Annotated in this window: 22 protein-coding genes; 11 read left to right on the top strand and 11 right to left on the bottom strand. The window is 70.4% G+C overall.

The annotated features are described in order from the left end of the window. Positions 1-3: 3 nt before the first annotated feature. From QSK30_RS11555 to QSK30_RS11535, 5 genes are all read right to left on the bottom strand, one after another. Positions 4-1,179 carry an ROK family transcriptional regulator gene (locus tag QSK30_RS11555; RefSeq protein ID WP_285502104.1) on the bottom strand — a complete coding sequence of 392 codons (1,176 nt, stop codon included), beginning with the start codon at positions 1,177-1,179 and terminating at the stop codon, positions 4-6. Between the two features lie 25 nt (positions 1,180-1,204). After that, the gene (locus tag QSK30_RS11550; RefSeq protein WP_285502103.1) at positions 1,205-2,644 is read right to left on the bottom strand and encodes a sugar ABC transporter permease; all 1,440 of its coding nucleotides are present in this window, start codon (positions 2,642-2,644) and stop codon (positions 1,205-1,207) included. A gap of 13 nt (positions 2,645-2,657) precedes the next feature. Further along, the gene (locus QSK30_RS11545; RefSeq protein WP_285502102.1) at positions 2,658-3,431 is read right to left on the bottom strand and encodes an ATP-binding cassette domain-containing protein; all 774 of its coding nucleotides are present in this window, start codon (positions 3,429-3,431) and stop codon (positions 2,658-2,660) included. Positions 3,432-3,493: 62 nt separating this feature from the next. Then, entirely contained in the window at positions 3,494-4,618 is a 1,125-nt protein-coding gene (locus QSK30_RS11540) for a sugar ABC transporter substrate-binding protein (RefSeq protein WP_285502101.1), read from the bottom strand. A gap of 733 nt (positions 4,619-5,351) precedes the next feature. Beyond that, the gene (locus QSK30_RS11535) at positions 5,352-7,085 is read right to left on the bottom strand and encodes a DEAD/DEAH box helicase (RefSeq protein ID WP_285502100.1); all 1,734 of its coding nucleotides are present in this window, start codon (positions 7,083-7,085) and stop codon (positions 5,352-5,354) included. A 241-nt stretch (positions 7,086-7,326) separates the two neighbouring features. Here QSK30_RS11535 and QSK30_RS11530 point away from each other — a divergent pair, with 241 nt between their 5' ends. Together QSK30_RS11530 and QSK30_RS11525 are read left to right on the top strand one after the other, a co-directional pair. Then, a complete protein-coding gene (locus QSK30_RS11530; protein ID WP_285502099.1) occupies positions 7,327-8,388 on the top strand; it encodes a YihY/virulence factor BrkB family protein in 1,062 nt (353 codons plus the stop codon). 146 nt (positions 8,389-8,534) lie between these two features. Next, positions 8,535-11,633, top strand: coding sequence for an efflux RND transporter permease subunit (locus QSK30_RS11525; RefSeq protein ID WP_285502098.1), 3,099 nt, complete (start codon positions 8,535-8,537; stop codon positions 11,631-11,633). Positions 11,634-11,688: 55 nt separating this feature from the next. On the opposite strand, the gene QSK30_RS11520 is transcribed toward QSK30_RS11525, so the two are convergent. Next, the gene (locus QSK30_RS11520) at positions 11,689-11,910 is read right to left on the bottom strand and encodes a DUF3039 domain-containing protein (RefSeq protein ID WP_285502234.1); all 222 of its coding nucleotides are present in this window, start codon (positions 11,908-11,910) and stop codon (positions 11,689-11,691) included. A gap of 78 nt (positions 11,911-11,988) precedes the next feature. On the opposite strand from QSK30_RS11520, the gene QSK30_RS11515 reads away from it, so the two are divergent. Both QSK30_RS11515 and QSK30_RS11510 read left to right on the top strand, forming a co-directional pair. Next, positions 11,989-12,774, top strand: coding sequence for a sporulation protein (locus QSK30_RS11515; RefSeq protein ID WP_285502097.1), 786 nt, complete (start codon positions 11,989-11,991; stop codon positions 12,772-12,774). A 458-nt stretch (positions 12,775-13,232) separates the two neighbouring features. Continuing rightward, complete coding sequence (locus tag QSK30_RS11510) at positions 13,233-14,165, top strand: pseudouridine-5'-phosphate glycosidase (protein WP_285502096.1); 933 nt, start codon at positions 13,233-13,235, stop codon at positions 14,163-14,165. Here the strand turns inward: QSK30_RS11510 and QSK30_RS11505 are convergent. From QSK30_RS11505 to QSK30_RS11495, 3 genes are read right to left on the bottom strand one after another with little or no spacing between them, the layout of a single operon-like run. Then, positions 14,147-15,103, bottom strand: coding sequence for an ABC transporter ATP-binding protein (locus QSK30_RS11505; protein WP_285502095.1), 957 nt, complete (start codon positions 15,101-15,103; stop codon positions 14,147-14,149). The two genes, QSK30_RS11510 and QSK30_RS11505, sit on opposite strands and share 19 nt — an antisense overlap. Then, a complete protein-coding gene (locus QSK30_RS11500; protein ID WP_285502094.1) occupies positions 15,100-15,909 on the bottom strand; it encodes an ABC transporter permease in 810 nt (269 codons plus the stop codon). Before QSK30_RS11500 ends, QSK30_RS11505 begins: the two co-directional genes overlap by 4 nt. Next, complete coding sequence (locus tag QSK30_RS11495) at positions 15,902-16,702, bottom strand: ABC transporter permease (RefSeq protein WP_285502093.1); 801 nt, start codon at positions 16,700-16,702, stop codon at positions 15,902-15,904. Before QSK30_RS11495 ends, QSK30_RS11500 begins: the two co-directional genes overlap by 8 nt. 95 nt (positions 16,703-16,797) lie before the next feature. Between QSK30_RS11495 and QSK30_RS11490 the strand changes: the two genes are divergently transcribed. Then, positions 16,798-17,664, top strand: coding sequence for a carbohydrate kinase family protein (locus tag QSK30_RS11490; protein WP_285502092.1), 867 nt, complete (start codon positions 16,798-16,800; stop codon positions 17,662-17,664). Here QSK30_RS11490 and QSK30_RS11485 read toward each other — a convergent pair. Beyond that, positions 17,646-17,960, bottom strand: a complete 315-nt coding sequence (locus QSK30_RS11485) for a DUF3099 domain-containing protein (protein ID WP_285502091.1) — start codon at positions 17,958-17,960, stop codon at positions 17,646-17,648. The two genes, QSK30_RS11490 and QSK30_RS11485, sit on opposite strands and share 19 nt — an antisense overlap. Positions 17,961-18,061: 101 nt before the next feature. On the opposite strand from QSK30_RS11485, the gene QSK30_RS11480 reads away from it, so the two are divergent. The 4 genes from QSK30_RS11480 (at position 18,062) to QSK30_RS11465 (ending at position 21,830) form a co-directional block, all read left to right on the top strand. Then, entirely contained in the window at positions 18,062-18,556 is a 495-nt protein-coding gene (locus tag QSK30_RS11480; RefSeq protein WP_285502090.1) for a class I SAM-dependent methyltransferase, read from the top strand. Positions 18,557-18,632: 76 nt separating this feature from the next. Next, on the top strand, positions 18,633-20,129 hold the full coding sequence (locus tag QSK30_RS11475) for a DUF7782 domain-containing protein (protein ID WP_285502089.1): 1,497 nt from the start codon (positions 18,633-18,635) through the stop codon (positions 20,127-20,129). Between the two features lie 25 nt (positions 20,130-20,154). After that, entirely contained in the window at positions 20,155-20,580 is a 426-nt protein-coding gene (dtd, locus tag QSK30_RS11470; protein WP_285502088.1) for a D-aminoacyl-tRNA deacylase, read from the top strand. Positions 20,581-20,852: 272 nt separating this feature from the next. After that, complete coding sequence (locus QSK30_RS11465) at positions 20,853-21,830, top strand: sigma-70 family RNA polymerase sigma factor (protein ID WP_285502087.1); 978 nt, start codon at positions 20,853-20,855, stop codon at positions 21,828-21,830. 839 nt (positions 21,831-22,669) lie between these two features. Here the strand turns inward: QSK30_RS11465 and QSK30_RS11460 are convergent. After that, positions 22,670-23,095 (bottom strand): helix-turn-helix domain-containing protein, encoded by a 426-nt coding sequence (locus QSK30_RS11460; protein WP_285502086.1) that lies wholly within the window; start codon positions 23,093-23,095, stop codon positions 22,670-22,672. A 238-nt stretch (positions 23,096-23,333) separates the two neighbouring features. On the opposite strand from QSK30_RS11460, the gene QSK30_RS11455 reads away from it, so the two are divergent. Together QSK30_RS11455 and QSK30_RS11450 are read left to right on the top strand one after the other, a co-directional pair. Continuing rightward, entirely contained in the window at positions 23,334-23,660 is a 327-nt protein-coding gene (locus QSK30_RS11455) for a WhiB family transcriptional regulator (protein ID WP_285502085.1), read from the top strand. Positions 23,661-23,789: 129 nt separating this feature from the next. Further along, positions 23,790-25,454 carry a fumarate hydratase gene (locus tag QSK30_RS11450; protein WP_285502084.1) on the top strand — a complete coding sequence of 555 codons (1,665 nt, stop codon included), beginning with the start codon at positions 23,790-23,792 and terminating at the stop codon, positions 25,452-25,454. Positions 25,455-25,473: the final 19 nt, after the last annotated feature.

The raw sequence follows: 25,473 nt of genomic DNA, 5'->3' as shown, positions 1-25,473 counted from the left end.
TGCTCAGACCAGGTCGAGCACGGGTTCGAAGGCGAGCTCGGCGGCGCCGACCAGCTTGACGTCCGAGCCCATCGTCGAGGTCAGCAGGCGGGTGCCGCCGATCGCGCGGCTGACCAGGCTGCGCTTGGCCACCTCGGCCCCCACCTCGGCGACCAAGGCGGCGGGCAGGGCGGTGAACAGGTCGCCCAGGACCAGCAGTTCGGGGCCGAAGACGTTGACGATGTTGACCAGGCCCTGGGTGAGCCACTCCTGGAAGGCGCCCAGCCGGGCGGCGAGCCGGGCCGGGTCGGCGGCCACCGAGCGCAGCTCGGCGACGACCATGCCGCGCGGGGAGTGCTCGGGCAGGTCGAGAGCGCGGCAAAGAGCAAGTTCGCCGACCTCGGTCTCCCAGCAGCCGCGGTTGCCGCAGTAGCAGTCGCGGCCCGCCGGGTTGATCACCATGTGGCCGAGTTCGCCGACGTAGCCCGCCGTGCCGCGCAGCGGTGAGCCGTCGGAGATCACGCCCGCGCCGACCCCGATGTCGGCGGAGACGTAGACCGCGTCCAGGGACCCGCGGGCGGCGCCGCGCAGGTGCTCGGCCACCGCGGCGATCTCGGCGTCGTTGGCGACCCGGACCGGCACGCCGAGCGCGGCGCCCAGCCGGTCGCCGACCGGGACGTCGGTCCACTTGAGGTTGGGCGCCTCGTGCACGTAGCCGTCCCGGCGGCGGACCACGCCGGGGACCGAGACGCCCGCCCCGATCGTGGTCACGCCCAGCTCGTCGGCCAGCACCCGGGTGGACTCGATCACGTGCGTGATCACCTCGTCCGGGTGCGCCGCCTTGCCGCGCAGGTTCCAGCTGTTGCGGCCGAGCATCTGCCCGCCCAGCCCGACCAGGGCGATCGCCACCTGCTCGACCCGGATGTCCACCGCCAGCACCACCGCGGCCAGCGGCTGCGGCAGCACCAGCAGCGACGGCCTGCCCGCGCCGGAGCGGGCCCGGGGGACCCGCTCCTGCACCACGCCGGACTCGGCCAGGCCGTCGACCAGCGCCTTGATCGTGCTGCGGTTGAGGCCCAGCTCGGTGGCCAGCTCGGCGCGGGTGCACGGGCCCTCGACGTGCAGCCTGCGCAGCAGCACGGTGCGGTTGTGCCTGCGCACCTCGTCCGGGCGCGTGCCCGCGGTGGGTGTGCTGGTCACCTGCCCGCCTCTCCCTCGCGCTCCCCTACCGGGTCGACACCGCCGCGCGCCGCCGGGAGAGGGCGTCGACCGTGGCCGCCAGCAGCAGCACCAGCCCGGTCACGATGTTGACCACGGCGGCGGGCTGCTTGAGCAGGCCCAACCCGTTCTCGACGACGGCGAGCACCAGCCCGCCGACCACGGCGTGGAACACCTTGCCGCGACCGCCGAACAGCGACGTCCCGCCGATCACCGCCGCACCCACCGCGAACAGCAGCGTATTGAGACCACCCGCTTGGGGGTCGACCGACCCCACCTTCGAGGAGTAAACGATCGCTCCGAGTGCGGCGGTGGCCGAGGCGACGACGAACACGCTGGCCCGGATCCTGGGCACGTTGATGCCCGCGCGCCGGGCCGCCTCGGCGTTGCCGCCGACGGCGTAGATGTGCCTGCCGTAGCGGGTGCGGTTGAGCACGTAGGTGCCCACGACCAGCAGGACGAGCACGATCGGGACCACGTAGGGCACGCCCTCGATGACCACGAAGTCGTTCGGCGAGCGGTTGCGGGTGAGCGCGAGGGTGGCCAGCGCGGCGAGCACCGCGACGGCGCCGACCTTGGCCAGCACGATCGGGGTGGGCGAGGTCACCAGGCCGCGGCGGAGCCTGCTGTAGTGCTCACCGAGGACGACCAAGGCGTAGCCGCCCGCCGCGACCAGGCACAGGACCCAGCTGCCCAGCACGGACATGTTGCCGTTGGCCACGGAGAACAGCACCGGCTGGGTACCGATGCCGAAGACGCCGCCCTCGCCGATGAACTGCAGGATCACGCCCTGCCAGGTGATGAACAGCGCCAGGGTGACCACGAACGAGGGCATGCCGATCTTGGAGACCAGGAACCCGGTGACCACGCCGATCGCGGTGCCCACGCAGACGGCCAGCAGCATCTCGATCCACGGGTTCGGCGCCGCGCCGATCATCGCGATCACCACGGCGACCAGGGCGAGCGCCGCCCCGGCCCAGATCCGCATGAACAGCGCCAGCGCCGCCGCCACGACCAGGCCGCCGACGAAGACGTAGAAGACGGTGCTGCCCATCCCCCCGAGCAGGTTGCCCGAGCGGACGTAGTGCATAGCCATCACCGCAGCGCACACGCCGGAGGCGGTGCCCGCGGAGAGGTCGATCTCGCCGAGGAGCAGGACGAAGACCAGCCCCATGGCGATGACCATCTTGCCCGCGCCTTGGGCGAGCAGGTTCGCGGTGTTGTCCAGGGTGAGGAAGCTGTCGGAGAGCCACCAGAAGACGATCACGAGCGCGGCCAGGCCGAGGACGGCGGGCAGCGAGCCGAGGTCGCCGCCGCGCAGCCGGGCCAGGTAGTCGCGCAGCGCCTCGCCGGTGGACTGGGCGGTGGTGTCGATGCCGAAGTCGGCGATGGCGCCGCCGGGCTCGCTCTTGGCGGGGGCCGCGGGCGCGGTGGGGGTGTCGGTCATGGTCGTCCCTCGGTCAGACGGTGGCGGTCTCGGGGCGGGCCAGCCCGAGGTCGCCGGAGCGGCCCGCGGTGATCAGCTCGACGACCTGGGAGTGGGTGACGTCGCGGGTGGCGACCTCGGCGACCATCCGGCCGAGGTAGAGGGTGGAGATCCGGTCGGCGACCTCGAACACGTCGGCCATGTTGTGGCTGATCAGCACCACCCCCAGCCCCTGCTCGGCGAGCCTGCGGACCAGGTCGAGGACCTGCCGGGTCTGCGCCACGCCGAGCGCGGCGGTCGGCTCGTCGAGCAGCACGACCTTGCTCTCCCAGAGCACCGACTTGGCGATCGCGACGGTCTGCCGCTGGCCGCCGGAGAGCGAGGACACCGGGGTGCGCACGGACTTCACCGTGCGGACCGAGAGCGAGGCCAGCGTGTCGCGGGCGGCCTTCTCCATCGCGGCCTCGTCGAGCAGCCAGCCGCTGCCGCGCTCGCGGCCGAGGAACATGTTCTGGACGATGTCGAGGTTGTCGGCCAGCGCGAGGTCCTGGTAGACGACCTCGATGCCGAGGTCGGCTGCGTCGCGCGGGCCGGTGACGCTGACCCGCTCGCCGTTGAAGAAGACCTGGCCGGAGTCCATCGGGTGGATGCCCGCGACGCACTTGACCAAAGTGGACTTACCGGCGCCGTTGTCGCCGACCAGTGCGGTGACCTCGCCGGCGCGGACGGTGAAGTCCACGTCGTGCAGCACGTGCACCGGACCGAAGCTCTTGTTCAGCCCGGTCAGCTCGAGGATGGGTTCGCTCATGGCGCTCCTGTCGAGGGAGGCCGGTCCGCGGGGCCTGTCCCCCCGCGGACCGGCGGGCTGGGTCAGCTGATGCCGAGCTGCGAGCAGGCGGCGGCCAGGTCACCGGTGCAGATGTCGGTCGCCTTGACGTAACCCTGCCCCACCACCGTCTTCACACTGTCCTTTGTGGTCAGCTGCGGGGTGAGCAGGACCGACTTGACCTTGCGGTTGCCCTTGGGGTCGTCGCTGGAGTCCTTGGCGATCGCGTCGGCGGCGGCGGTGTCGCCCTTGGCCAGCGCGGCGGCCAGCTTGGCGGTGGCCTCGGCCTCCTGCTTGATCGGCTTGAACACGGTCATGTACTGGTCGCCGCGCAGCACGGCCATCAGGCCGTCGGGGGTGGCGTCCTGACCGGTGACCGGGACCTTGCCGTTGAGGCCGTTCTTGCGCAGCACGGTGATCACCGCGCCCGCCAGCCCGTCGTTGGCCGCCACGACACCGTCGACCTTGCCGCCGTTGGCGGTCAGGATCTGCTCGAAGGTCACGCCGCCCTTCTGGTTGTCCCAGCCGTCGATGGGCTGCGACTGCACGAGCTTGAGCGTGCCCGCCTCGTAGAGCGGCTTGAGGACGTTCTGCTGCCCGTTGTAGAACAGGGTCGCGTTGTTGTCCGTCGGCGCGCCCTCGATCTCGATGACCTGGCCGCCCGCCTTGTCCTTGAGCGCGTCCGCGAGCCCCTTCCCCTGCAGCTCACCGACTTTGACGTTGTCGAAGGAGACGTAGTAGTCGGAGCTGCCGCCGAGGTTGAGCCGGTCGTAGTCGATGGTGGGGATGCCGCGGGCCTTCGCCTTGGCCGCCACCGCGCTGCCGACCTCGCTGTTGATCGAGGCGATCACCAGGACCTTGACCCCCTGGCTGATCATGCCGTCCGCCAGGGTGGTGAACTTCTGCACGTCGCCCTGGGCGTTCTGCACGTCGGCGTCGAGCCCGGCGGCCTGCATGGCCGCGGTGATCATGGGCTTGTCGAAGCCCTCCCAGCGGGCCGAGGTGGCCGTCTCGGGGAGGATCACGCCCACCTTCACCCCACCGGCGGCACTGCTCCCGGTGGTGGCGCCGCCACCACCGGTCGAGGCGGGCGGGGTGGCCTGGTTGGCGCCGCAGGCGGTGAGCGTGAGGGCGCCGGCGGCGAGGAGGGCCAGTGTCTTGCTGCGCATTGTCGTCCCTTTCGTAGCCGCAGACGGCCGCCTGGGCCCGGGCGGGTCGTCGGTGGTGGGGGGAATGTTGTGGAGCACAACATATGCCCCCGTTCTGGGTGACCGGAAGCACACTGGAACGATTCAGACCCGGTTGGAGGACACGGTTTGGCAACGGGGGCGTCGCTTGGCGGCAATGTTGGTCGCTGTGCGCGGTGGGGTGGGCGCTGTGCGTGTCGCTCTTGGCCGCCGGTCGGCTGCGCTTTGGGGCGCCGTTCTCGGTTGCCGTCGGGGGCGCTGGGGTGGGGGTGCTCGATTGGGTGGAGTGGTTTGTCTGGGGCCCCTAAAGAAATGAGGCGCGGTGGGTAGAGCGGGTAGGGAAGGGAGTCACCCACTCGCGGGTCAGCTTAGCGCCTCATTTCTTTAGGGGCCCCAGACAAACCACTCCACCCAATCGAGCAGTTAGGGGGATTGGCGCGGCTTTACGGCTGGCACAGTTTAGGGATTGGTGCGGCTTTGATGTTGGCGGAGTTTAAAGATTGGCGCGGCTGTGGAGTTGGCGGAGTTTAAAGATTGGCGCGGCTGTGGAGTTGGCGCGGCTTGGGGATGGGGGCTACTTGGGGATGGGGCCGCTTGAATTGAGGCCGCTTGAGGATCGGGGTGGCTTGGATTGGGGCAGCTTGGGGATTGGGGCGGCCCTTTTTTTTCCGGCTTCCGCAGGGGAGAAGCCTGCGAGGATTGTTGCGTTTTCTGTTCACCAGGAGCGCAGGGTCGCGATGCGCTCTTCCAGTTGGTCCACGGTGGCCATCGCGGTCGGGGGGCCGCCGCAGGTCTTGCGGAGTTCGCCGTGGATCAGGCCGTGGGGTTTGCCGGTGCGGTGGTGGGCCATGCCGACCAGGGCGTTGAGTTCCTTGCGCAGGGTGCTGAGGCGCTCTTGCACCGACTGGGGTTTGGCCTGGGCGGGCTGGTCCGGCTTCCGTTCCGCGGCTCGTCTGGTGCGGTCTTCCAGTTGCTGGTCTTGGCGTTGCTTGAGCAGTGCGCGGACCTGGTCGGGCGCTAAGAGGCCCGGGAGACCTAGGTATTCCTCTTCTTCTGCCGTGCCCGCGAATGCCGCTGTGCCGAATGAGGAGCCGTCGAAAATGACCTGGTCCAGCTCCGCTGAGGCGCCGAGTGAGGTGAAGGCCTTTTCTTCCTCGCCGAGTTCGTCCTTGGTGCGGTTGGCGTCGGCCAGGAGTTCGTCGTCCCAGCCGTCCTTTTCGCGGTGGGGTTTGCCCAGGACGTGGTCCCGTTCGGCTTCCAGTTGGCTGGCCAAGTCCAACAAGACCGGGACCGAGGGCAGGAAGATGCTTGCGGTCTCGCCGGGGACGCGGACTCGCACATAGCGGCCGATGGCCTGGGCGAAGAACAGCGGGGTGGACGCGCTCGTCGCGTAGACGCCGACCGCCAGTCTGGGGACGTCGACGCCCTCGCTGACCATGCGGACCGCTACCAGCCACTTGGAGGTGCCGTCGGAGAACTCCTGGATCCGGCCGGAGGCCTTCGGGTCGTCGGAGAGGACCAGGGTCGGCTCTTCGCCGGTCGCGGTGCGCAGGATGTCGGCGTAGGCCTTGGCCGAGGTGTGGTCCGAGGCGATCACCAGGCCGCCAGCGTCGGGGATGTGTTGGCGGACCTGGTTCAGGCGGGTGTTGGCGGCCGAGAGGACCGACGGGATCCACTCCCCCGACGGGTCCAGCGCGGTGCGCCAGGCCCGGGCGGTCTGCTCCGGGGTGAGCGGCTCGCCCAGGCGCGCGGTGAACTCCTCGCCCGCGCTGGTGCGCCAGCTGGCCTCGCCGGAGTAGGCCAGGAAGATCACCGGGCGGACGACGCCGTCGCGCAGGGCGTCGGCGTAGCCGTAGGTGTGGTCGGCCTTGCTCCGGAGGAAGCCCGCGCCGTCGGGTTCGTACTCGACGAACGGGATGGCGGAGTCGTCGCTGCGGAAGGGGGTGCCGGTGAGGGCCAGCCTGCGCACGGCCGGGGTGAACGCCTCGCGGACGGCGTCGCCCCAGCTCTTGGCGTCGCCGCCGTGGTGGACCTCGTCGAGGATCACCAGGGTCTTGCGCTGCTCGGTGCGCACGCGGTGCAGGGTCGGGTGGGCCGCGACCTGGGCGTAGGTGACCGCGACGCCCCGGTAGTCGCGGGAGGTGGCGCCCATCGAGTTGGTGAAGTTGGGGTCGATCGGGATGCCCGCGGCGTTGGCCGAGGCCGCCCACTGGTACTTGAGGTGCTCGGTCGGGGCGACGATCGTCAGCGACTCGACGGTGCGGTCGGCGAGCAGCTCGGCGGCCACCCGCAGGCCGAACACCGTCTTGCCCGCGCCGGGGGTCGCCACGGCCAGGAAGTCCCTGGGGCGGCGGGTCAGGTACCTCGTCAGCGCCCGGCGCTGCCACTCGCGCAGCGGTCGCGCCGGGGCCTTGCCCTGGGAGTCCGGTTCCACCTCGGCCCGGGTCACGGGATGCCCCAGCTCCTCTCGGCTCGCGAACACGTCGATCGGCGAAGCACGATCGCCGACATGGTGATGCCCCCAGCGGCTCCCGCCGGGCGGACGGTGCGCGGCGAGTACGGACCCGGTGGAGGGCGTCCGTGAGACTACCGCCCGCCCGGCCAAGATCGCCGCGAGCCGCGACACGCCGGGTCGGATCACACCCGACGGTTGAGCCGATCCCGCTGGGATGGACCATGCTTGTCCAGGTATGACCGCGCAGCCCAGACCCCACGCAGGCCGCGACGGCACACCTGGACCAGCCACGGGCCGGGTGCCGTCGCGGCTGATCAAGCGCACCCTGTCCAAGGCGTGGGAGGGCAACATCTTCTCCGAGGCCGCCGAGGCGGCCTTCTGGCAGGTGCTCTCGCTGCCGCCACTGCTGCTGGGCCTGCTGGGCAGCCTGGGCTACGTGGCCGAGTGGTTCGGCCAGGACGTGATCAACGCGGTCCAGGCCGACATCCTCGACCTCTCGCGCAAGGCGTTCAGCGAGAACGTGGTGACGCAGATCATCCAGCCCACGGTCTCCGACATCCTCACCGTCGGTCGCGGCGAGATCGTCTCGGTGGGCTTCCTGATCTCGCTGTGGGCGGGCTCGTCGGCGATGTCCTCGTTCGTCGACGCGATCACCGTGGCGCACGGTCAGTACGGGGTCCGGCACGAGGTGTGGCAGCGGATCTTCGCGCTGCTGCTCTACGTGGCCAGCCTGGTGCTGCTGATCGTCGGGCTGCCGGTGCTCGCGCTCGGCCCGGACCTGCTGCCCAAGATCTTCCCGGTGTCCTGGCAGCCGGTGGTGGTCGGCTGGGTGGACATCACCTACTACCCGGCGATCGGCGTGATCCTGGTGGTCGCGCTGGCCACGCTCTACAAGGTGGCGCTGCCGCGCAAGCTGCCCTGGCACCGCGGCCTGCCCGGCGCGGTGCTGGCGATGGTGCTGTTCCTGCTCTCCAGCATCGGGCTGCGGCTCTACATCGGCTGGATCACCACCACCGGCTACACCTACGGCGCGCTGGCCACCCCGATCGCGTTCCTGCTCTTCGCCTTCTTCATCGGGCTGGCCGTGGTCATGGGCGCCTACTTCAACGCCGCCATCCAGGAGCTCTGGCCCGCCAAGATGACCCGCCGCCAGCGCAGGCGGTGGCGGCGGCTGGAGATGGAGCGGGCGGCGGAGAAGATCCGCTCCAGCGAGGACCGGGAGCACCGCCCGGAAAGCCCAGCGGAGCCGCCCACTGATCACGAGGCGTCACCGCAGGCCGACGTCCGCCCCACGTGAATCATCCTTTCGTATGACCTAAGTCGGGACCGTGGGCTGAGTCCGGTCTCAGGGCGTGTGTGCCAGGCTTCGGCCACTCCACCGGCGATGTGGCGCCTCACGGCGCCCGGGGGTCGCCGGTGTCCGACCGAGGGGATCCACGTCACATGTCCGTGCTGGCCCGACTCAGCCTGGGCAACCGAAGCCTGGTGGGGCTGCTCAGCCTGCTCATCATCGGTTTCGGCGCCATCGCGCTGCCGTCGCTCAAGCAACAGCTCTTCCCGTCCATCCAGCTGCCCGGCGCCGTCGTCGTCGCGGCCTACCCGGGCGCCTCGCCCGACATCGTCGACAGCCAGGTCGCCGAGCCGATCCAGTCGAGCCTGCGCGGCGTCGCCGGGGTGGAGAAGATCACCACCACCGCCGCCGAGGGCTCGGCCACCGTGCAGGTGCAGTTCGTCTACGGCACCGACGTCGACGCCGCCGTCGGGCAGCTGCAGCAGGCGGTCAACCGCTTGCGGCCGCGGCTGCCGCAGAACGTCGAGCCGACGGTCCTGCAGGGCAGCACCGACCAGATCCCGGTCGTGGTGCTCGCCGCGACCTCGGGCACCGACGAGGTGGCCGCCGCGGGCAGGCTCAACACCGAGGTCGTGCCCGCGCTGCGCGGCATCACCGGGGTCCGCGACGTGTCGCTGACCGGCACCCGCTCGCCCCAGGTGAACGTGACCGTGGACTACGCCAAGCTCGGCGCGGCCGGGGTCGACCCGCAGGCACTGGCAGGGGTGCTGGCCTCGGCGGGCACGCCGGTGCCCGCGGGCGGGGTGACCGAGGACGGCAAGTCGCTGGCGGTGCAGGTCGGCGGCCCGCTGAACTCCGTCGACGACCTGCGCGCGCTGGTGCTGCCGGGCGCGAGGCCGGTGCGGCTGGGCGATGTGGCCCAGGTGGAGCCGGGGCTGGCGCCCAGCCAGGTGATCACCCGGACCGACGGCAAGCCGACGCTGGGCGTCATGGTCACCATGACCCGCGACGGCAACGCGGTCGAGATCTCCAAGGCCGTCGCGGACAAGGTCCCCGCCCTGGAGAAGGCGGCCGACACCGACTTGACCGTGGTGTTCGACCAGGGCCCCGAGGTGGAGAAGGCGATCGGCGGGCTGACCACGGAGGGCCTGCTCGGCCTCGGCTTCGCGGTGCTGGTGATCCTGCTGTTCCTGCTCTCGGTGCGCTCCACGATCGTCACCGCGGTGTCCATCCCGCTGTCGGTGCTGGTCGCGCTGCTGGCGCTGTGGACCGGCGACCTGTCGCTGAACCTGCTCACCCTGGGCGCGCTGACCATCGCGATCGGCCGGGTGGTGGACGACTCGATCGTGGTGCTGGAGAACATCAAGCGCCACCTCGGTTACGGCGAGGACAAGCAGCGCGCGGTGCTCGAGGGCACCCGGGAGGTGGCGGGCGCGGTGACCGCGTCGACGCTGACCACCGTCGCGGTGTTCCTGCCGATCGCGTTCGTCGGCGGGATCGCCGGTGAGCTGTTCGGGCCGTTCTCGATCACTGTCACGGTGGCCCTGCTGGCCTCGCTGCTGGTGTCGCTGACCATCGTGCCGGTGCTGGCGTACTGGTTCCTCAAGCCGCCCGCGACCCCCGCCGACCCGGCCGAGGCCGAGGCGGTGCGCGCGGCGGCGCTGGCGAAGGAGCGGCGCAGCCCGCTGCAGCGGGCCTACCTGCCGGTGCTGCGGTTCGCCACCACCCGGCGCTGGCTGACCCTGTTCCTGGCGGTGCTGATCTTCGGCGGCACGCTCGTGCTGGCCGGCGGCCTGAAGACCAACTTCATCGACGACGACCAGGGCACCGCCGTGCAGCTCTCGCAGGAGCTGCCGCCGGGGACCAGCCTGGCGACCCGGGACGAGGCGGCCGAGAAGCTCGAGGGCGTGCTCGCCGACCTCGACGAGATCACCGTGTTCCAGACCACCGTGGGCAGCGACGACAGCCTCGCCGCCTTCGGCATGTCGGGCGATGCGAACACCAAGGTCAACGCCACCGTCAAGGAGGGCACGGACAAGGACGCGCTGACGAAGAAGATCAAGGACCGGCTGGCCGGGGTGCCGGGCACCGGGGTGGTCAAGATCGGTGCCGAGGCCTCCGGGTTCTCCTCCGACGCGGTCGAGGTCGACGTGTTCGCACCGGACGCGGCCGCCCTGGCCGCGGCGACCAAGCTGGTGCAGGACACCGTCGCGGGCACGCCCGGGCTCACCGAGGCGACCAGCGACCTGGCCAAGAGCTCGCCGCGGGTGGAGGTCGTGGTCGACCAGCAAGCCGCCGCGGCGCGCGGGCTGAGCACCCAGACGATCAGCCAGCTGGCCACCCAGGCCATCCGCGGCACCCAGGTCGCCGAGCTGCCCATCGGCGGTACCCGGCAGCAGGTCGTGCTGCGCACGGGCACCGCGCCCGCGGACGTGGCGGCGCTCAAGGCGCTGCCGCTGCCCGGCCGGGTCACCCTGGGCGAGGTGGCGAAGGTGACCACCGTCGACGGGCCCACCCAGGTCAACCGCACCGACGGCAACCGGGGCACCACCGTCTCGGCCAAGGCCACCGGCAGCGACCTCGGCGCGGTCACCAAGGACCTGACCGGCAGGCTCGGCAAGCTGACGCTGACCGGCGGCGCGAGCTACGCCATCGGCGGCGTCAGCGCCGACCAGGCGGACACCTTCGGCGACCTCGGGCTGGCCATGCTGGCCGCGATCGCCATCGTCTTCCTGATCATGGTGGCGACCTTCCGCAGCCTGGTGCAGCCGCTGATCCTGCTGGTGTCGATCCCGTTCGCGGCGACCGGCGCGATCGGGCTGCTGCTGCTCACCGGCACGCCGCTCGGCCTGCCCGCGCTGATCGGCATGCTGATGCTGGTGGGCATCGTGGTGACCAACGCGATCGTGCTCATCGACCTGGTCAACCAGTACCGGGCCGAGGGGATGGGCGTGCGGGAGGCGGTCGTGGAGGGCGGCCGCAGGCGGTTGCGGCCGATCCTGATGACCGCGGCGGCGACGATCTTCGCGCTGCTGCCGATGGCGCTCGGGTTCACCGGGCAGGGCTCGTTCATCGGCCAGCCGCTGGCGCTGGTGGTCATCGGCGGGCTGATCAGCTCGACGCTGCTGACCCTGGTGCTGGTGCCGACGCTCTACACCATGGTGGAGAACTCCAAGGAGCGCCGCCGCGCCAAGCGGGCGGCCAAGCGCGGCGCGGTGCCGGTCGAGGAGCCGGAGCTGCAGCCGGTCTAGCGCCCGACCGGGACGAGGGCCACCCCGCCGCGCGCGGGGTGGCCCTTCGCGCGTCTCAGTCCTTCATGGATTCGTAGATCTTCTTGCAGTCGGGGCAGACCGGGGACCCCGGCTTGGGGGACTTGGTCACCGGGAAGACCTCGCCGCAGAGCGCGACCACCATGTTGCCCATGACAGCGCTCTCGGCGATCTTGTTCTTCCGCACGTAGTGGAACATCTTCGGGGTGTCGTCACCCGTGGTCTCGGTGCCCTCGGGCCGGGTGTCGAGTTCCGGCAGAGTCTGGGTCGGTGCGCTCACCACACCATTCTGCAACAAACGGCGCGGACGATCCCCCTTGCCGGCAGGATGCGCGCCATGTTCCAGAAGGTCCTGGCCAGTTTCGGCGCGGGTGGCGCCAAGGTCGACGCGCGGCTGCTCGACCGGACAGTCCGTCCCGGCGGGGTGCTGCACGGTGAGGTGCAGCTGCTCGGCGGGCAGGTCGACCAGGAGGTCGAGTCCCTCGGGGTGACCCTGCTGGCCCGGGTCGTCGACGGCGAGGGCACCGCCGACCTGCCGTTCCAGAACGTGCACCTGGCCGGGCGCGAGCTGGTGCGCGCGGGCGCGCGGATCGCGGTGCCGTTCGAGGTGCAGCTGCCCTGGGAGACCCCGATCACCTCGGTGTTCGGCAAGCACCTCACCGGCATGGCGGTCGGACTGCAGACGAACCTGGACCTGTCCGGGTCCGTGGTGGACCCGCAGGACGTCGACGGGGTGCCGATCGAACCGCTGCCCGCCCAGCACCGGGTCCTGGACGCGCTGAGCAGGCTCGGCTGCACCTTCCGCTCGGCGACCCTGGTCAAGCAGCGGCTCGACGGGGTGGACCAGCAGCTGCCGTTCTTCCAGGAGATCACCTTCGCCGCGCCGGCGTACGGGTTCACGGGGGTGTCGGTGACGTTCCTGGCCCGGCCCACCGACGTGCAGGTGGTGCTGGACGTGGTGAAGAAGGTCCGGGTGGCCAAGGGCGGCGGGCTCGGCGGACGGGGGCAGTCGTTCCTGGGGACGTTCGCGGTGGAGTACTCGGCGTTGGGGCGGACCAACTGGGAGAAGCAGATTGATGGGTGGCTGCGGGGGGTCGCGGCGCCGCGCGGGATCTTCGACTGAGCTGCTGGCTGCTTGCGTCTTGGGTTGCCTGGGCTTCAGGCGTGGCTGCATCTAGGACTCACTTGAGCGCTGCCGTCTTCGTTGCCCGGGTTACAAGCATGGGCTCGATCTAGTGAACTCGCTTCGCGCGGGGCCCCTAGAGCACCGCGGTGGCGAAAAAAGGGCGGGTGAAGGGCATTCCCCACCACAGGCGAGTTTAGCGGTGCTCTCCCCCCACACGAAGCGAGTCCACTAGATCGAGCATCCGTAGCGGGCCTTGCGTTCCAGCCGGGGCGGCCTATCCGCTGCGGTCTTGGTGGGTGGGTGGGGTGGGGTGGGGGCGGCCTTCAGGTTCGGCTGGTGGGTGGATGGGTGGTAGGGCCGGGCTCTGCTATTGCGGTTTGGTGGGTGGGGCGGGATTTCCTCCGTTGCTTCATGGTGGGTTCGCGCGGGTGGTGGTGGGTGGGCATGATGCGTGCGTGAGTGGACATCTGAAGGTCGCTGAAGAGGTTGCCGACGCGCTGGCTGAGGGGCGGGGCGTGGTGGCGTTGGAGAGCACGTTGTTGGCGCACGGGTTGCCGCCGGGGCGCAATCTTGAGGTTGGGTTGCGGTTGGAGCGGGTCGTGCGGGCGGCAGGTGCGGTGCCGGCGACGATTGCGGTGCTCGACGGTGTTGCTCGGATCGGGCTCGGGGCGGATGAGTTGGCCAGGTTGTGTGCACCTGGGGCGGGGTTCGCGAAGCTGTCGCGGCGTGATCTTGGGGCTGCGTACGCGCTGGGGTGTGATGGGGCGACGACGGTGGCCAGTACTGCCACGCTCGCTCATCAGGCCGGGGTTGGGGTTTTCGCGACTGGCGGGTTGGGTGGGGTGCACTTGGCTGCGCCTGTCGGGGCGGCTTCGTGGGATGTGTCGGCCGACCTTGATGTGCTGTCTCAGACGCCGGTTGTGGTGGTGTGCTCCGGGGTTAAGTCGATCTTGGACATCGCGGCGACGGTTGAGGTGTTGGAGACTCGGTCGGTGCCGGTGATCGGGTTTGGGACCGATTCCTTTCCCGGCTTCTACCTGCGTGGGTCGGCCCATTCGGTGCCGTGGCGGGTGGATTCCGCCGTGGCGGCGGCGGCGGTTGTGGCCGCGCACCGGGAGGTGCCCGGTGGGGCTGGGGTGTTGTTGGTCAATCCGGTGCCGGTGGAGTTCGAGCTCGATGTCGAGCTGCACGACCGGCTGTTGCGCGAGGGCATGGAGATGGTGCGGGAGCGGGACATCCGGGGCAAGGACGTCACGCCCGCGCTGTTGGCGCACTTTCATGAAGGCAGCGGTGGGGCGAGTCTGACGGCCAATACCGAGCTGGTGGCCGACAACGCGCGGGTTGCCGCGGAGGTCGCGGTGGCGCTGGCTCAGTCCGCGTCGCGGTAGAGGCGGGCGATTACGTCCTCGATCTGTGGTTCTTGGACCGACAGGTCGCGCAGGGCCACGGCTTGGGCGAGGGCGGCGACCACTTGGCCTGCGGCGAGTCCGTCCAGGGCGAGGGTGACCCGGCGGCCGTCGGCCTCGACGGTGGTCACCTCGGCGCCGGGGATCTTCAGGTTCGGGGGCCAGGGGGTGTCCAGGTCGGCGACGATCGTGCGGCGGGAGCGGTAGCGGGCGTGCAGTTCGTCGAGGGTGCCGTCGTGCACGACTCGGCCGTGGTCGATGACAACCAGTCTGCGGCAGAGTTTTTCGATGTCGGCGAGGTCGTGGGTGGTGAGCACGACAGTCGTGTCACCGCGAGCGTCGAGTTCGGCCAAGAAGCCGCGTACGGCTTGTTTGCTCAAGACGTCCAGACCGATGGTGGGCTCGTCTAGGAACAAGACCTCGGGACCGTGCAAGAGGGCGGCGGTGAGTTCGCCGCGCATTCGTTGGCCTAGAGACAGCTGGCGGACGGGGGTCTCGATGAACTCGTCCAGACCAAGAAGGTCTGAGCACTGGCGCAGACGTGTCGCGTGGTCCCCCGCGGGAACGCGGTAGATGTGGCGCAGCAAGGAGAACGACTCCCCCAGCGGTAGATCCCACCACAGCTGTGAGCGCTGGCCGAACACCACTCCGATGCGGCGGGCAAGAGTGGTGCGTTTGGCTACCGGCTCGATACCGCACACCGTCACCTCTCCGCCGCTTGGTGTGAGAACGCCGGTGAGCATCTTGAGGGTGGTGGACTTACCTGCGCCGTTGGGGCCGATGTAGCCCAACAGCTCGCCGCGCTCCACTCGCAAGTCGACGCCGTCCACAGCGGACACGACGTGCCGCTCCCGGCGGAACCGGCCCGCCTTGCGGGTGACGGTGAACTCCTTGCGCAGGCCCGAGGCCGAGATGATCATGATCCGGTGCTCCGGTAGTGGCGGACGCCCACGCGCCAGAACAGCGCGGCGAGGGAGGCGGCGATGAGGGCGACGACGGGTGAGCACCAGTGCAGCCAGCTCGGCACGCCCATCGGGTCGGGGTGGTCGAGCAGGGCGAGGGAGGGGTAGTAGGCCACGAAGCCGAATCCGATGCCCAGGGTGAACAGATCGCCGAACCAGCCGCCGTACATCGTGGACGGGTAAGAGGTGAAGTCGCGCCCGCCGTAGGTGAACGCGTTGGCGACCTCACCGGACTCGATCCACCAGAACGCCACGGTAGCGCCCGCGACGAAAAGGCTGGCGAAGAACACCGTCCCCGCTATCGGCGCGAGCACGGCCAAGACCACGCGCCCGACTGTCCAGTCGATGTCGGCTAAGAGGAGTGCGATGACGTAGAGCACGAGCCCTTGCACCGCACGGCCCACCCGGCGCAAGGCGAAGGTGATCGCGGTCAGCTGGGCCAAGGAGGACAGCGGGCGCAACAACAGCGAGTCGAACATGCCGGTGCGGACGTACTCGCGCAACCGCTCGGAGTTCCCCATAACCAGGTCGCCCCAGGAGAAGCACACGGCCGACAGCGCGGCCATCAGCAGCACCTCGGTGCCACCGAACCCACCCAAGCCCCCGGTGACGGAGAACAGCACGAACACCGTGGCCACGTCGAGCGCGTTGGTGACCATGCTGCCGAACACCTCGAGCAGGAACGACCCGCGGTACTGGACCTGGCTGCGGATCTGCGCGCCGACCACCCGCGCGTAGACGGCGACGACACCGGACTCAGCCACCCTGGACCACCAGCTTCCGCACCGCGTTGTGCTGCACCCAGCGGCAGGCCAGCAGGAGCAAGACCACCCACACGAGCTGACCACCGGTCACCAGCAGACCGTGCGCGAGTCCGCCGCGCTCGACCGCGACGTCGAGCGGCGCCTGCATGAGCGCCGGGAACGGCGTGGCCACCCACAGCACCGCGCTCAACCACCCGGGCAGGATGGCCAGTGGGAAGTAGAGGCCGCTCGCGGCGCCGGAGACGAAGACCCAGAACATGGTGACCCCGCGGATGTCGAGCATCCAGAACGCGGTCAGCGAGATCAGGTAGCGGCAAGCGAAGCAGACCAGTACGGCCAACGCGGTTGACACCAAGAACAGCGGGTACGTCAGCAGGTGTCGCGGCACGTACAGACCGAAAGCGATGGCGCCGACAACAACCGGGACGATGAACCTCGTGACCATGGCGAAACCCGCGCGGCCCAGATCCGTCCACAAGTATGTCCACAGTGGATTGATCGGGCGCAGCAGGTCCGCGACCACGTCGCCGGTGCGGACCCGTTCGGCCAGGTCCAACTGGGTCCAGGAGTTCACCACGGCCAACAGCCCCTGCCCCAGCCACACGTAGCTGACCAGCTGTGGACCGGTGTACCCACCGACGGAGCCACCGGCCTGGGCGGCGACGACCAAGAGGATGTAGCAGCGCATGAAGCCGAAGACGACGTTGGTGAACGCGCCCGCCAGAGCGGCTTGGCGGTAGGTGGCGTAACGCCGGAAGCCCGCCGCCGCCAGCGCGACCTGGACATGCGGCATTACGACTCCTGTGGTGGGGTGCGGCGAGGGCCGAGAGGGATTTCTACCCTACTGGTGACGCACGCGCGACGGATTTCCCAGGAAGGGCGGCGAACGTGGCGGTAGTGGTAGTCGGGGACACCGCGCTCGACGTGATCGCCCGGCACGCGGGACCGATCGCGCACGGGGACGACTCGCGCGCGCGGATCACGCTGAGCGCGGGCGGCGCGGGGGCGAACGCGGCGGCGTGGCTGGCCGAGCTGGGTGTGGGCGTGACGCTGGTGTCCCGAGTCGGGCAGGACAGCGCGGCAGCGCAAGCGCGTGCGGAGTTGACCGCGCGGGGAGTGTGCTGCGCGTTCACCGTCGACCCGGATGCGTCTACGGGGTGCGTAGTGGTCTTGGTAGACGGCACCGGACAACGCACCATGCTGCCGGACCGCGGGGCGAACGCCCGGTTGCAGGCGTCAGACCTGGTGGACCTATCGGGCGCCGGTCATCTGCACCTGTCCGGGTACGTGCTCTTGGACGAAGCATCGCGCGCTGCCGGCGTCGAGGTCTTGGCGGCAGCGCGGGCGGCGGGGCTGACCACGTCCGTCGACCCCCAGTCGGTGACGCTCTTGCGCGACCGGGACGCGTTCGTCGACGCGGTGCGCGGTGTCGACCTGTTGCTGCCCAACGCGGACGAGTTCCGCGCGCTGGGCGGTAAGAGCTTGCTCGACGTGGTCGGCGCGGTAGCTGTGACGTACGGCGCAGAGGGCGCCGCGTGGATGGAGCGGTCGTCGATGGTATCCGTACCGGCGCTTGAGGTCGCCTGCGTGGATACGACAGGCGCGGGGGACGCGTTCAACGCCGGACTGCTGTCCGCCTGGTTGTCCGGCGGTTCAGCGCGAGCGGCGTTGGCAGCGGGAGTCGCGGCAGGCGCGCGGGCGGTGGGCCAGGTGGGCGCCCAGCCGACTCAGCCGACTCACCCGTCGATGACCTGACGGTCGGCGTTCTCGATCTGGGTCGCGTCGCGCTGGTAGCGGTTGACCTTCTCCGCCTTGCGCGGCGGGCGGTCGTTGGCGACCAGCACCGCCATCCAGGGCAGCGGGATCGACAGCGCGACGAAGCCGAGGGCGAGCCACCAGGTGTTGTGGAAGATCCCGGCCAGCAGCAGGCAGGGCAGCCGCAGGCCCATCATGATCATGTACTTGCGCTTGCGCGCGGCGAACTGGTCCTCGTACGACGGCGCGGCCTCGGTGATCAGAACCGGGGTGTCGTCCCGCTCGGAGCCCTTCACGACACCACCTCCGTTGTCATCCTCTCATCCCCGCGGGCCAACTGCGCCATACGGGTAGACCCTCGATGACATTTCGTCGCCAGCCGGTAAAAAGATTGGGTATGACGGTCGAGGGGTTCGAGGCACCTGCCCGCAGGGCCGTGGTCGAAGCCAATCTCGCGCGGCACGTACCGACGCCGTGCAGGGTCCTCGATGTCGCGGGGGGCTGCGGCGAGGAGGGCGTGCCGCTGGCCGTGCTGGGCCACGAGGTCACCATCCTGGACCCGGCGGGCGCGGCCTTGGTCGACGCCCTCGTTCGCGCTTATTCCAACGGCGTCGTCGTGCACGTGGTGCAGGCGGCGGCCGAAGACGCCCCGGACCTGTTCCGCGCGGGGGACTTCGACTTGGTGCTGTGCCACGACCTCCTGCAGTACGCCGACAACCCGGCGTGGCTGCTGCGCGCTGTCACGACCCCCTTACGGTCCGGCGGCCTCTTGTCTGTGCTGGGCCCTCTTGGCGACGCTTCGCGCGCCCGGGACGCGGTCACGACAGCAGGCGCGGAGATCATCGCCCGCTACCGGCTTCCGGGCCACTACCACCTGGTCTGCCGCTTCTGACCCCGGTGGACGAATCGGGCCTGGACTTCGGGTGGTCCACCCGATCGGGAGCGGTGCGGCGTGACAGCATTCGGCTGTGCTCCCGCTCCTCTCCGCCGAGTTCTGCGATCGGCTCCACGACTCGCTGCTGGCCGTCGGGTACGACGCCGACGGGGTGGTGGCGGCCCTGGGTGACCAGGCGCACGCCGCGCTCGGGCGAGGTGAGCCAGAGCCCGCGAGGCGAGCCACCCGGGACGGGTCCGAGCTGGGGACGCTCATCCGGCTGTTCCTGGTCGGCGACGCGCAGCCGCGGGCCCGGGTGCGCACCGCGCTGAGCGGGGTCGACCTGGACGAGGCGGTGCACAGCGGGCTGCTCGTGGCCGACGGCGACGAGATCCGCGCGGGGTTGGACCTGCGGCCCTACGGCGACGACCAGGGGTCCTGGTGGGTGCTGGCCGACCTGGACTCCGACCACTCGGGCGCGCCGGTGGGCACCGACCACGTGCTCGGCATCGGGCACGCCTCGCTCAGCCTGGCCCGGGCGACGCTGCGCAGGCCGGTCGGGTCGGTGCTGGACCTGGGCACCGGGTGCGGTGTGCAGGCGCTGCACGCGAGCAGGCACGCGGCGCGGATCACCGCGACCGACCTGTCCGAGCGCTGCCTCGCGCTGGCCTCGGCCACCTTCCGGCTCAACGGGGTGACCGTGGAGACCGCGCGCGGTTCGTGGTTCGAGCCGGTCGCGGGCAGGCGGTTCGACCAGGTCGTGTGCAACCCGCCGTTCGTGGTCGGGCCACCGCGGGTGGACTACGTCTACCGCGACTCCGGTCTGGCGGGCGACGACGCGAGCGAGCTGGTCGTGCGCGGTCTGCCCGGCGTGCTCGCGCCCGGCGGGGTCGGGCAGCTGCTGGCGTCGTGGCTGCACCGGCGGGGTGCGGACTGGGCGGAGCGGGTCACCGGCTGGCTGCCGGACGAGGGCGTCGACGCCTGGTTCGTCCAGCGCGACGTGGCCGAGCCCGCCATGTACGTGGGCACCTGGCTGCGCGACGCGGGCATCGACCCGCGCTCGGCCGAGGGGTCGGCGAAGGCGGGCGCCTGGCTCGACTGGTTCGACGAGAACGACGTGGTCGGGGTGGGCTTCGGGTTCGTCACCCTGCGCGCCACCGACAGCGACACCGAGGTGGCCTGCGAGGACCTGCGGCACGCCTACGACGACCCGCTGGGCCCCGAGGCGGGCGGCTGGCTGGACCGGGTGGCCTGGCTGCGCGCCCACGCCGACCCCAAGCGGCTGCTGTCGACGGCGTTCGTCGTCCCGCCCGCGGTCGTGCTGGAACGGGTGTCCGAGCCGGGCGACGGGGGCTGGCGCGAGCTCGTGCGCAGGCTGCACCGCACGGACGGCCCCGGCTGGCAGCAGGAGACCGACGAGCTGGTCACCGCGCTGCTGGCGGGCTGCCGCGGGCAGCTGCCGCTGGCCGACCTGCTGGGCCTGCTCGCGGGCGCCCACGGCCTGTCCGCCGACGCCGTGGTGGCCGCGGCGCTACCGGTGGTGACCGACCTGGTGACCCACGGCATGTTGCTGCCCAAGGAACTCGCTTGAGCACCGCGCGGGCACGGGGGCCGGTGTGCGGGCGGTAGTCGCTCGGGTGCTGAGCGCGTCCGTGGTCGTCGCGGGTGAGGCGGTCGGGCGGATCGATGAGCCCGGTTTGCTGGTGCTGCTCGGGGTGCACGTCGACGACACCGCCGCGCAGGCCGAGACGATGGCTCGAAAACTGCACGAACTACGGGTGCTGCGCGACGAGGAGTCCTGCGCCACCACCGGTGCACCACTACTCGTAGTGAGTCAGTTCACACTTTACGGCGACACCCGGAAGGGACGGCGCCCATCCTGGACCGCGGCCGCCCGACCGGAGCACGCGAAGCCGCTCGTCACCGAGGTGGTGGCCCGGTTGCGGGACCGGGGCGCCCGAGTGCAGACCGGTCGGTTCGGCGCGGAGATGTCGGTGGCGAGCGTCAACGATGGTCCGTTCACCGTATTGCTGGACATCTGAGCAACCCTTAGGGGCTGACCGTCGTCATGGGACGGTCATCTCACCCACACGGTTGACGGGGGGGGTTCCACCTTCGGGTGGATGTGACCCCATAGCCGCTGCTGCGAGCGTGGGTCTACCAGCAGCGCCGGACTTCTCAGCTAAACCTCAGGTATGCCTGAGCAACCGCGGGTTCGCGCTTGGCGTCATCACAGTGGGGAAACCGGGGAACGAATCCACACCCCGCAACGTTTTGACTGTCAGAACCACCGCGACAGGGGGAGGGAGCCATCATGACGGTCCCGCAGCAGCGCGAGCCAGAACAGCAGCTCAACTACGAGGCCGACCTCGACGCCCAGGGGCCCGCGGCCGACCTGGTGCGCGTCTACCTCAACGGGATCGGGCGCACCGCGCTCCTGACCGCGGCGCAGGAGGTGGAGCTGGCCAAGCGCATCGAGGCGGGGGTCTTCGCGCAGCACATGCTCGACACCGCGCCGCAGCTCTCCCCCGCCCGCCGCGCCGAGCTGCGCGCGCTGATCGCCGACGGCCTCACCGCCAAGAACCACCTGCTCGAGGCGAACCTGCGGCTGGTGGTGTCGCTGGCGAAGCGCTACACCGGCCGCGGCATGCCGCTGCTGGACCTGATCCAGGAGGGCAACCTGGGCCTGATCCGCGCGGTGGAGAAGTTCGACTACACCAAGGGCTTCAAGTTCTCGACCTACGCGACGTGGTGGATCCGGCAGGCGATCACCCGGGGCATGGCCGACCAGGGCCGCACCATCCGGCTGCCCGTCCACCTGGTGGAACAGGTCAACAAGCTGGCCAGGATCAAGCGCGACCTGCACCAGCAGCTCGGCCGCGAGGCGTCCAAGGACGAGCTGGCCCGGGAGGCCGGGCTGACCCCGCAGAAGGTCGCCGACCTGCTCGACCACGCCCGCGACCCGGTGAGCCTGGACATGCCGGTCGGCTCGGAGGAGGACGCCCCGCTGGGCGACTTCATCGAGGACGGCGAGGCCACCGACGCCGAGAGCGCGGTCATCTCCGGCCTGCTGCAGGACGACATGCGCAGGGTGCTGGCCACCCTCGACGACCGCGAGCAGTCGGTCATCCGGCTCCGCTACGGCCTCGACGACGGCCAGCCGCGCACCCTCGACCAGATCGGCAAGCGCTTCGGGCTCTCCCGCGAGCGGGTCCGCCAGATCGAGCGCGAGGTCATGTCGAAGCTGCGCCAGGGCGAGCGCGCCGAGAAGCTGCGGGCCTACGCCAGCTGAGCCACCGGTGGCCCGGGGGGCGACCCCGGGCCACCACCGCCCGGACCACCGGGTCAGCCGTCAGTGCAACTTGCTGGCTGCAATACGACGTCACTCCAATGCAGCGTTGACATGTGACCCGAGTCACGGCAGCGTAAGCGACAACAGACCACGCGGCGCGGGACGGCAACTCGGTCCCGCGGCCGCACGCGACGGGAGGTCGGGACGGCCGGGGGCCGCCCCGGCCTTCCGGCACGCCACCCCCTGCTCGTGGAGCGCACTCGCCGGGGGGTGCCTCCAGGGTCGTCTCTGGGGGCCGAGCCCCCAGACCCCCACGGTGCGATCGGCCGCGGAACCAGCGTGGTCGCCTGGGGCTCGCTCACGGCTTCGCCGATCACATGGGTGGTGGGGAGTTGGGTGGGGAGTTGGGTGGGCTCGCTTGGGCCTGGCGGCCCTCTCATCGGGTTATGTGACCGATGGGCTTGTCGCCCGCGGTGCGGTCGGTGACCTAACCGGCGTGGTCTCGTGGGGGACTCGCTCACGCCTTCGGCGATCGCATCGGGTGGCCGCGGTCAGCGAGGTCGGATGAGGGCTCGGGTGCGTGGGGTCAGCGAGGTCGGATGAGGGCTCGCTCACGCCTTCGGCGATCGCATGGGTGCGTGGTTGGTGCGGTCCCGTGTGCTTGGTTGGGTTTTGGCGATCGCGTCGGCGGGTGGGCCGGGTGCTGGACGATGGCCGACTCGCCCACCGGGCTAAGCACAGAAGGCGTCCCGCGTGGTGGCCGTGGGATGCGCGGGGGTTTGTCGGGGGCATCCGGGGGCTGAGGCGCGTCTGGGTGGGGCCCGGGGGGTGTGGGTGGGCTACTTGGTGGGGGGTGTGGGGTGGTTCACGTCTATTTTGGATTTGACTTCGGACAGGTCGGTGGCCAGGGACTTGCCCATCGACTTCACCTCGCTGAGGATTTCGTCCAGCCGGGATTCGATGGCGTCCAGACGGTGTGCCGAGTAGTCCTCGTCGGGGCTCTGCGGGTTCGCGCTCGGCGGCCGTGGGGTGTTGCCGTTCGCGATGTCGCGCAAGTGGTCGCGGTGCAGACCGAGGGCTTCCGAGATCGACCGGAGAATGTGGTCGGCGCGACTGCGCTCGCGACTGTTGTTCTGGAGTTCGGAGACGATCATCTTCGAAATGCCGGACGAGTGAATGAGATCGGCCTGGTTCATTTCCCGGTCCCGCATGTACTTCTTGATCTCTTCCGAGACCTTCGCCCAGTCCCCCGTCACGCCCGCCACGGAACTCCTCCACGCCTCGCCGCCGAGGTCCGAGAGTAGCGCTTCCGCCATTTGCGGTCGGCAGTCCGGCCCCCTTTTCCAAGCCTCTCGACGTGGTATGGATGAAATCATCCGTAAGGCGGCTAGAATTGGCCTGGCGATGTGCTGACGTCATCTCCAGTGATTCCGCCCTGGACCAAGTCGATGCTGTTGGCGGTCGGGGAAACAGTGCGCATTCGACTCTCAGGTGGTGTGTGTGGTGGCTGGGTTCAGGAACGGCACCGGGGCCTACCGGTTGATTTCGGTGCCGGTCGAGGTGTTGGCGGCGGTCGTCGATCGGGACGGGAAGTGCATGGGGATGGCCGAGACCGACGCGCCGCACGATTACGTCGCGGCGGCGCGCTCGGACCGGGAGCTGGCGGCGCGGATGTGCCAGGGGTGCCCGGTCCAGGATGCGTGCCTGGAATTGGAGTGGCGCACCTCCGGCCCCGCGGGACTCGGGGTCTGGGGCGCACTCGACGAGTCGGGACGGGCCGCGGCCCACCCCCTGTGGCTGGCCCGCAGGCGGCGGCTCGGCTGCCACTGAGGACCGCCTGACCGGGCCGGGCGAACCGGCGATCGGCGTGGGGAGGGCCACGTGGTGAGGGGGGTCGCGGTGGTGGGGGGAGGGGTACGTTTCAGGGAACTCGGACGCGCGCAAGGGAGCCCGCACATCGTGACCGCCACCACCACGAACTTCGACTACACCGACGTCCTGCCGCTCGGCCCGGACACCACCACTGAGTACCGGCTGGTCAGCCCGGACGGGGTCCGCGTCGTGGAGGCGGCGGGGCGGCGCTTCCTGGAGGTCGAGCCCGCGGCGCTGACGCTGTTGGCCAAGGCGGCCATCTCCGACATCCAGCACCTGCTGCGGTCCTCGCACCTGGCGCAGCTGCGGGCGATCGTCGACGACCCCGAGGCCAGCGGCAACGACCGGTTCGTCGCGCTGGACCTGCTGCGCAACGCCTGCATCGCCGCGGGCGGGGTGCTGCCGATGTGCCAGGACACCGGGACCGCGATCGTCATGGGCAAGCGCACCGAGACCGTGCTGACCGGTGGGGACGACGAGCGGTCGCTGGCCAAGGGCATCCACGACGCCTACCAGGAGCTGAACCTGCGCTACTCGCAGATGGCCCCGGTGACCTTCTGGGACGAGAAGAACACCGGCACGAACCTGCCCGCGCAGATCGACATCCACACCAAGCCGGGGACCGCGCCGGTCTACGAGTTCCTGTTCATGGCCAAGGGCGGCGGTTCGGCGAACAAGACCTTCCTCTACCAGGAGACCAAGGCGGTGCTGAACCCCAAGCGCCTGGCCGGTTTCCTGGACGAGAAGCTGCGCGGCCTCGGCACCGCGGCGTGCCCGCCGTACCACCTGGCCGTCGTGGTCGGCGGGTTGTCGGCGGAGCAGAACCTCAAGGTCGCCAAGCTCGCCTCCGCCCGCTACCTGGACACGCTGCCCACCGAGGGTTCCGCGCTGGGGCACGCCTTCCGCGACGTCGACCTCGAGCAGCAGGTCCTGGCGCTGACCCGCGAGTTCGGCATCGGCGCGCAGTTCGGTGGCAAGTACTTCTGCCACGACGTCCGGGTGATCCGGCTGCCCCGGCACGGCGCGTCCTGCCCGGTCGGCATCGCGGTGTCCTGCTCGGCCGACCGGCAGGCCAAGGCGAAGATCACCCCGGACGGGGTCTTCCTGGAGCAGCTCGAGCGCGACCCGGCGCGGTTCCTGCCCGAGGTGCACGGCGAGGAGCTCTCCGACGAGGTGGTCCGGATCGACCTGACCCGGCCGATGGGCGAGATCCGCGCGACGCTGTCCGCGCTGCCGGTGAAGACCCGGCTGTCGCTGAGCGGTCCGCTGGTGGTGGCGCGCGACATCGCGCACGCCAAGATCAAGGAGCGGCTGGACGCGGGCGAGCCGATGCCGCGCTACCTCAAGGACCACCCGGTCTACTACGCCGGGCCGGCGAAGACCCCGCAGGGCTACGCGTCCGGGTCGTTCGGGCCGACCACCGCGGGCCGGATGGACTCCTATGTGGAGCAGTTCCAGGCCGCCGGCGGCTCGCTGGTCATGCTGGCCAAGGGGAACCGCTCCCGGCAGGTGACCGAGGCGTGCCAGTCGCACGGCGGTTTCTACCTCGGCTCGATCGGCGGCCCGGCGGCGCGGCTGGCGCAGGACTGCATCAAGAAGGTCGACGTGCTGGAGTACGCCGAGCTGGGCATGGAAGCGGTGTGGCGCATCGAGGTCGAGGACTTCCCGGCGTTCGTCGTGGTCGACGACAAGGGCAACGACTTCTTCGCCGGGACGTCCACCCCGACACTGCAGGTGGGCTTCCGCCGGTAAGTCCACAGTAGACATATCG

Origin of the sequence: Actinokineospora sp. NBRC 105648 (genome assembly GCF_030269645.1) — a bacterium.
Classification (GTDB): domain Bacteria; phylum Actinomycetota; class Actinomycetes; order Mycobacteriales; family Pseudonocardiaceae; genus Actinokineospora.
The sequence above is the reverse complement of the archived record's forward strand: the minus strand, read 5'-3'. Positions and strand labels throughout refer to the sequence as shown.

What these genes read in the sequence shown, in the direction of transcription:
- QSK30_RS11550 (WP_285502103.1), bottom strand. Translation starts at nt 2,644, where the DNA reads ATGACCGACACCCCCACCGCGCCCGCGGCCCCCGCCAAGAGCGAGCCC.
- QSK30_RS11540 (WP_285502101.1), bottom strand. Translation starts at nt 4,618, where the DNA reads ATGCGCAGCAAGACACTGGCCCTCCTCGCCGCCGGCGCCCTCACGCTC.
- QSK30_RS11505 (WP_285502095.1), bottom strand. Translation starts at nt 15,103, where the DNA reads ATGATCATCTCGGCCTCGGGCCTGCGCAAGGAGTTCACCGTCACCCGC.
- QSK30_RS11515 (WP_285502097.1), top strand. Translation starts at nt 11,989, where the DNA reads ATGTTCCAGAAGGTCCTGGCCAGTTTCGGCGCGGGTGGCGCCAAGGTC.
- QSK30_RS11480 (WP_285502090.1), top strand. Translation starts at nt 18,062, where the DNA reads ATGACGGTCGAGGGGTTCGAGGCACCTGCCCGCAGGGCCGTGGTCGAA.
- QSK30_RS11495 (WP_285502093.1), bottom strand. Translation starts at nt 16,702, where the DNA reads ATGCCGCATGTCCAGGTCGCGCTGGCGGCGGCGGGCTTCCGGCGTTAC.
- QSK30_RS11530 (WP_285502099.1), top strand. Translation starts at nt 7,327, where the DNA reads ATGACCGCGCAGCCCAGACCCCACGCAGGCCGCGACGGCACACCTGGA.
- QSK30_RS11545 (WP_285502102.1), bottom strand. Translation starts at nt 3,431, where the DNA reads ATGAGCGAACCCATCCTCGAGCTGACCGGGCTGAACAAGAGCTTCGGT.
- QSK30_RS11525 (WP_285502098.1), top strand. Translation starts at nt 8,535, where the DNA reads ATGTCCGTGCTGGCCCGACTCAGCCTGGGCAACCGAAGCCTGGTGGGG.
- QSK30_RS11465 (WP_285502087.1), top strand. Translation starts at nt 20,853, where the DNA reads ATGACGGTCCCGCAGCAGCGCGAGCCAGAACAGCAGCTCAACTACGAG.